At 50.1% G+C, this 7,247-nt stretch carries 1 protein-coding gene; it reads left to right on the plus strand.

The window, feature by feature from the left end:
- Positions 1 to 1,985 precede the first annotated feature (1,985 nt).
- Positions 1,986 to 6,695 (plus strand): DUF3320 domain-containing protein, encoded by a 4,710-nt coding sequence (locus CLV87_RS23665; protein ID WP_099249848.1) that lies wholly within the window; start codon positions 1,986 to 1,988, stop codon positions 6,693 to 6,695.
- Positions 6,696 to 7,247: the final 552 nt, after the last annotated feature.

Here is a 7,247-nt window from a genome sequence, read left to right on the forward strand (position 1 = left end):
AGAAACTGCACCAGATCTGGAAAGGGTGCTGACAAGTTTGCGCATAGCAGCCAAAAAAAATTGGCCCACGATTTCGACACCGCATCGACGAATTCCTGCTCGACAGGATCATATTCCGTCATAGTAGCTGTTCGAACCCAATCACTGATCTCCGCAGAAATGTGTGGTGGGATAACGTCCAGGTTTTCGCTTCGCCGCTTCGGCGGTGAAGGAAAAACCTCCTTTGGGAGGAAACATGAGACTTTTTCGTCACTACGAAATTTAATTAGTGTTTTCAGTGCTCGTTGACGGGATTTCCACTCGTTTCCCTCAAGAGCCAGAGAATTGCCTTCCAACCTTTCCTAGCTGACGGTTGAGGGCGGGATCCCATCCGTCCTGGCGAGATCTGCCAGCTTGCGAACTGGGATGAGCAATTGCGGGCTGGCAACGACCGCTGCAGGTGACTGCATGCCGTTCCAGAGCGGAAAGAAGCTCGGACCATTCATCCATGCGGCCCCGACGTTCCTTGGCTGCGGTGGCCAACCCAGTCGCGTTCTTGACCGCAGCGATGATCTTGCGACTCGTGGCGTTGTAGGCCTTCTCGGATCGGCCAAATGCCGGCTGATAGCCTTTAAGTGGCAGCCTTTGCTTGATCAGGAGGATATCCGCTGTAATCTAGCTCAGGGCGAGCTCATCGGTCTTTTTTGGGAAACGCTTTATCGCGTTCGCATAGTCGACGTTTCCCGCCTCCGTTGCCCATGCGTGAACATCCTGTAGCGTCATTGCTGTGATTGGTTTCTGAAAGCTCATTTCGACCTCTTGTCTCTTGTCCGCTAAATGACAAATTGGCCATCATCCTCGAAACCAAAGTAAAAAATGCCAACAGTCTTTGGATTTTCCGGAACCGAATATCCGGGGGTGTTTGTCATTTTGTCTGCTAAGGATGTCATTGACTGTTAAGGACCAATATCGCGCCGAAATGTCATTTTGCGAACCGATTGTTGTTCAGCTTGATGGCGCTTCATGTCGCTCATTCTCCTTTCCGCTTCAGGAAGGAGGTGGTTTCGAATGACAGTTTGCGTAGATGTTTTGTCGATCACTGTGGACCTTTTTTGGCATGAAAAAAGCTGTCGTCGAAGGTTGAGAGTCCGGCACGGGAGGCGAAACGCTTTGTGTGACGAGGGGGCTGACGTCTGCTTTCCTCGTATGAATGGGTGCATCAAACCAATGTCGCGCACAAATTTTGGGGAAGTACCAGACATCCAAGCTTCAAGTTCAAAGGCAAAGATCAGTCGCTTTCGGGAACCAGGTGAATGTAGTTTCTGAACGATGGATCGCGTTGGGATCCATCGAACATCCTCGCAAGCGTCTTTGCTGATCCACCAGAGGCCACCGCTGCTCTTTTCGCACCCAACAAGGGTCGCCAGATAACCTGTTCGCTTTAGGGTAGCGGCGGTGGGAAGCCAAAGGCGGCAAACAGACGAGCACGTGGATAGCCCTTTCCGCGCTTTGGTATGTCAAGTTCCTTCATGAGGTTGCGCGCAAACGCTTGCGACGTTGTCAGAAAGATCGACAGATCTTTAGTGCTCAGAAGTGGCTTCTAAACTGATTGTATTTGAGGCTCGAACAATGTGATCTCTCTATTTTCATTAGTAAAATTGGTTTGGCACAGTAATATCGGAAATCCAGTTTAGGAAAGGCAACGCGCAGTTTCGTAGAATGTTGATCAAATAGTTGGTTCTCAGCAGAGTTTGACTCCTGTGCACGTGATAGCAGTTTTTGCGCCATGCGATGGCCGAGGTTGCTGAGCTATTCTAAGCGGTGACGCTTTGATGCCGAGCGCAAGTTGACAGGTGAGTAATAGGAAGAACATCGACCCAACTTTGGTCTCTTCGGCGAGCAGCCTACGATTTCTTCTTGAAGGATCAGTGACATAGTGCTCAACTCAAGCGAGCTTATGTATGGGTGAATGCCCGTTGAATGTATTGGCAAAACTGGATTTCAAAATGAACGATTTGACCCCGACTCGAGTAATCTCAGTTCTTGAAGAGGCTCGCCGCAAGCTCCTTGAAACCGGAACTCGGAACCGTTTGGTCCATGTGAACCGAAAAAACCAGCGTGCCAACTGTCTGAACCTCATCAATGAAAGATCTGATGACGTGTTCGAACTTCTACGTTCGAAATCTCGCCGAATGCGGTTCAAGTCGATGGGCAAAGATAAAGAAATTGAAGACCCTGAGCTCAGGTTTGAAGAAATAGAATTAGTTGAGGAGGTGTCGGCGGAACGCTACACAGATCTAATTCTTGAAACACCTCTTGGCCCCGAAGCCTTGCAAAAGCGGCTGCTCCGATTGGCCGGAGCGGCTAGGACCGCTGAGGAGGAGCAAGGTGTTAACATCTTGTTCTTGGCATTAGGGTTTCTCAAATGGCGAGAAAGCGAAAACTCCGAGGTCGAACGCAACTCACCACTTATTCTGCTACCCGTTGAATTGGTTCGGAATAAACGGACCTCGACCTACGATGTCCGCTGTCGAGAAGAGGATATTACGACAAACTTACCTCTCCAGGAACGCCTGAAACAAGATTTTGGGATCGCGCTTCCCGAAATTGAAGAAGGCGAAGAGTGGAAGCCTCATACTTATTTCGATTCAGTTCGCGATGTCATCGAAGCTAAGTCTGGTTGGAGCTTGGAAGAAGATGGAATGCAAATGGGGTTCTTTTCCTTTGCAAAGCTTCTCATGCATAGGGATTTAGCTCCGGAAAATTGGCCTGATGGAGAACTTGACGACAATCCATTGCTAAAGCAACTGATTGCCGAAGGCTTTGAAGACGATGGCGAACTGTTTGGCAAAGAAGACAAACTGGACGAAATCCTTGATCCTGCGGATATCATCCAAATTGTAGATGCAGACGCCTCTCAAACGAAGGTAATCGAGGAGGTGCGCAAGGGCGCAAGCCTTGTGGTCCAAGGTCCTCCCGGAACGGGCAAATCTCAAACGATTTCCAACATCATCGCAGCGGCAGTTCACGATGGAAAAAGGGTTCTATTTGTAGCAGAAAAAATGGCTGCCCTGTCGGTGGTGCATGAACGATTGGTGAAGTCCGGACTTCGGGATGTCTGTCTTGAACTTCATTCAAGGAGTTCAAATAAAAAGGCTCTTGCCCAAGAACTTGGCCGCACATTGATGGCCAGCCTGAGGGGGTCGTCAGCTGTCAATCAGGCTGATGAGCTTCGACACAAGCGGGACGAACTTAATCGGATTTCAAATCTGCTTCACACGCCCATAGTTGCCGGTCAAGAGACTGCTTTTGGAGCGATAGCTGAGCTTTCAAGGTTTATCGGCCGCGAAGTTGAGCCCCCAAAGATCTCGGTTTCAGGTCTTGAGAAGATCGGACCTGACGTTCGCCGAGAAATATTGGGCGGAATTCAGAGATTTGTTGTTTACAGAGACACTGTCGGATCTCCCGAACATCATCCATTTTTTGGAGTTCGATCGCTCAATCTCCAGCCGACTGATATCGCAAGGCTTCGAAATGAACTAAATGAAGCCGTTGCAGCTATCGAGGCGTGTTTGAGCGAAGCGACGAACATAACAAAAGCAATTGGAGTTGGGGCACCTTCGACGCTCGCTCAGATTGATCGTATTTCGTTGTGTTTGGACAAGCTGGGCGAAGCCCCTGTTGGCTCAGAGCAGTTTTGCGCCGCTTTGTTTGAAAGAAGCTCTGAGAAACGGCTCACAGAGGCGCTTGCGGTGGGAGAGTCTTGGGCGGCAGCTCGTAAAAATGGAGAGGACAATTTCAACTCCTCGGCTTGGGATGCTGAGCTAAGAGATGTGCGTTCTGCATTGTTCAAAGGCAAAAATTCATTCTTTTCCAGACTGTTTGGCTCTTACCGCAAGGCGTCTTCTGAGTTTGCCTCTTATCTGAATAATCAACTACCCAAAGCTCCTGAAGAACGCCTTGCATTGCTCGACAAGCTTGCTGATATCCAAAGGCAGAGAGCGACGCTTGCCGAAGAAGAAAACTATCTATCGTCGTCACTTGGAGAACACTGGAGGGGCGAACGGACTTCATTCTCCGAATTGCAGACTGTTCAACGGTGGCTATCCAGTATTCACGAAACCAGCTTGTTTGCCTCTGCTAAAGAATTGGTTGAGGCTTTGTCTGTATCGAGGTCGATCGACAAAAATGGCGAGCAATTGCGACAGGCCGTCGCCAAGGTTAACGATCTCCTTAGGATCCCACTCGATAGAATGAAGCTCGATCTTGAACAAATATCGGAGCATTGGGTCGATACCGATCATGTTGACCTCGAGCAGATTTTGCGAAGGTTCAAACGGATAGAAGCGGATCATGGAAGATACCCTGAATGGACTGCGCTCGCCAATTCAACTAAAACCCTTGTAGATCGAGGAGCGGGTGATCTTGTCTCTGCTGTCAATGACGGTCGTGTCGAAACACAAAACGCCGAGGATGAGTTTCTTTACGCTTGCGCAGAAGCGCGATGGGCGGAAGCAAGAAGGTTAAAGCCAGAGCTCGAAGGGTTGGCTGAGCTCGACCGTTCAGATCTTGTTGCTGCTTTCAGCTCGCTGGACAGGAAGCGAATTGAAGATGCACGCTCACTGATATTGGCACGCCATTCAGAACAGATTCCGAAGGGTAGCGTCGGACAGATGGGCATCATCCGCGGTGAAATTGGACGAAAGCGTGGGCATAAACCTGTTCGCTGGATCATGAAGAACGCAGGGGAAATGGTCCAACGCATGAAACCTGTGTTTCTAATGAGTCCCATTTCAGTTGCTCAGTATCTAACACCCGGGTCTTTGACATTTGACCTTTTGGTCATTGATGAAGCATCGCAGATCCGGCCCGAAGATGCTTTTGGCGTGATTGCAAGAGCTAAGCAAATCGTTGTGGTTGGTGACGAAAAGCAGCTTCCACCGACTTCGTTCTTTGATCGCTTGGTTGATAGCGGCGATGACGAAAACGATGAAGCGGAAGAAACTTTTGGCGCAAGTGCAGCCGATATGGAAAGCATCCTGACAGCGTGCTCAAGCCGAGGTATGAGGCAACGCATGCTGGAGTGGCACTATCGGTCAAGGGATCCTTCTTTGATCCGTATGTCGAATTCAGTCTTCTACGAGGACAATCTTGTTCTCCCGCCATCACCGCTTGAACACGACGATAACTATGGACTGAAATTCCATCGAGTGCCTGGTGTTTATTCACGCGGAAAATCAGGCCCGGGGCGAACGGGAACCAACAAGATTGAAGCACAAGCCGTTGTAGCGGAAATCGCAAAGCATGCCCGTGATTGGCCTGATCTCTCGCTTGGGGTTGTAGCGTTTTCCAAATCTCAGGCGGATATGCTGACTGAAGTATTGGAACACGCCCGAAGAAGTGACCCGGTTCTCGATGGTTTTTTGAGGGAGGGCCAAAGAGAGGATGTATTCGTAAAGAACATCGAAAATGTTCAGGGGGATGAGCGCGACGTTATCTTGATTTCGGTTGGGTATGGGCCAACCGAGCCAAATGGTCGCCTTCCGAGTATGTCTTTTGGACCAATCAACGGAGAAGGCGGAGAGCGGCGGCTAAATGTGCTTTTCACTCGGTCTCGTGTTCGCTGCTCCGTTTTTGCTTCGTTCAACCCAGGCGATATTGATCCTGCGCGAACAACGCGTGAAGGACCAAAGGTGCTGAAGAAATTTCTGGAGTATGCGAAGTCAGGTCTTTTAGATGACCGTGCACCGACTGGCCTCGACGCTGATAGTCCCTTTGAAGAGGACGTGGCACAGGTAATCAAGGGAATGGGTTACCTTGTTGACCTGCAAGTTGGCTCGTCAGGATTTCGAATTGACATGGGGGTTCGCCATCCGGATCAGCCTGGGCAATATATTGCGGCAGTTGAGTGTGATGGTGCCACTTACCACTCGGCCTTGTGGGCGCGCGAGAGGGACCGGCTACGCCAAGATATTCTTGAGAACCTTGGTTGGGAGTTTCATCGTATATGGAGCACTGATTGGTTCTATCGTCGTGACGCTGAAATCGAGAGACTGAGACTGGCTCTGACTAAAGCTTTGGAGAAAGCAGGGGCGGGTATCGCTGTGACTGGAGCCAATGAAGGTCGACAGTTGTTAGAGGAAACAGCAGACGCGAAAAGGGGAGTTTCAGAAAAAGAAGTGTTTGATGTTGAACAGATTTCCGTTTCAGCACCGCTTTATGAGCGCGCAGAGTTGAACGTGAATACCAATGGGTTGGAGCCACATGAGGCACCCATTTCTCAATTGGTGAGGATTGTGACGCAGATCGTTGAACGCGAAGGTCCCATACACATTGAAGAGTTGGCGCGCCGGGTATCTGGCTCATTCGGGCGGACAAGGGCTGGAAGGCGCATCGTTGAAGTGACAAAGGAAGCTGCTCAAACCGCAGCGAGTAAATCCGACGGTGTCTTGTTAAGCTTAGGGAGCTTTCTCTTAACTAAGTCTCAGGCAGAGATCACCCCAGTGCGGGATCGCTCTGAAGAAACGGGAAATGTTGTAAAGGCGGCCTATCTTCCACCAATGGAGATCAAAGCCGCTTCGGAAAAGATTACAGAAGAGTGTGGCTCTATGGAAATGGATGATCTTGTTCGTGCTACGGCAAGGCTACTTGGCTTCAAACGCGTTGGGTCGGATCTAAATAAGATCATTGCCGACACTCTGACTGATGGGTGTTGAGCGCCGTTGGGTTGAAGGGGAGGGTGATATGTGAATCCAGTTCTTGGAAGTGCAGCTCGTGTATCACCGACTTCCAATGTCCTCAATGTGGGCGCAAAAGAAAAAAGGCAACAAAAGGGATTCAAACCCCTGCCTGGAGTGAGGTTGGCACCCCTATGCCCAGTTCAGAAGCTGGGAAGATGGGTTCAAAGATCGCGTTTATGCCCTGCTCAGGGATGTCGGGGATGCCGAAGACTATCTCGTGATGAAATCAGGCTTGAATCTTGGCGATCCAGATCATGTGCCCGCCTTCATCTCACCGCCTGAATAAGCCGGTCCCTTTCGTCGCGCTGCCAACCTCTTGGAAGGATGCATTTGCCGCCATGGATGCAGGCTGTGATCGAAACGGTCAAATGCCCCCTGCCCCCGGTATGATGGCCACGCACAAGATGAAGGTTCGCCAGTTGCTGTGCACTGCTCGATTGGCGGCATTGCTAGATGAAATTTCCGTCGACACTGGACGTGTCGCGATTTGATGCCGCTCCTTTGAAAGCATTTTATTGCAGCAAGTGA

Source organism: Pelagimonas phthalicica, assembly GCF_004364805.1.
Lineage (GTDB): Bacteria > Pseudomonadota > Alphaproteobacteria > Rhodobacterales > Rhodobacteraceae > Pelagimonas > Pelagimonas phthalicica.

Bases quoted from the DNA above. Each gene is read 5' to 3' on its own strand.
- CLV87_RS23665 (WP_099249848.1), top strand. From the start codon at position 1,986: ATGAACGATTTGACCCCGACTCGAGTAATCTCAGTTCTTGAAGAGGCT.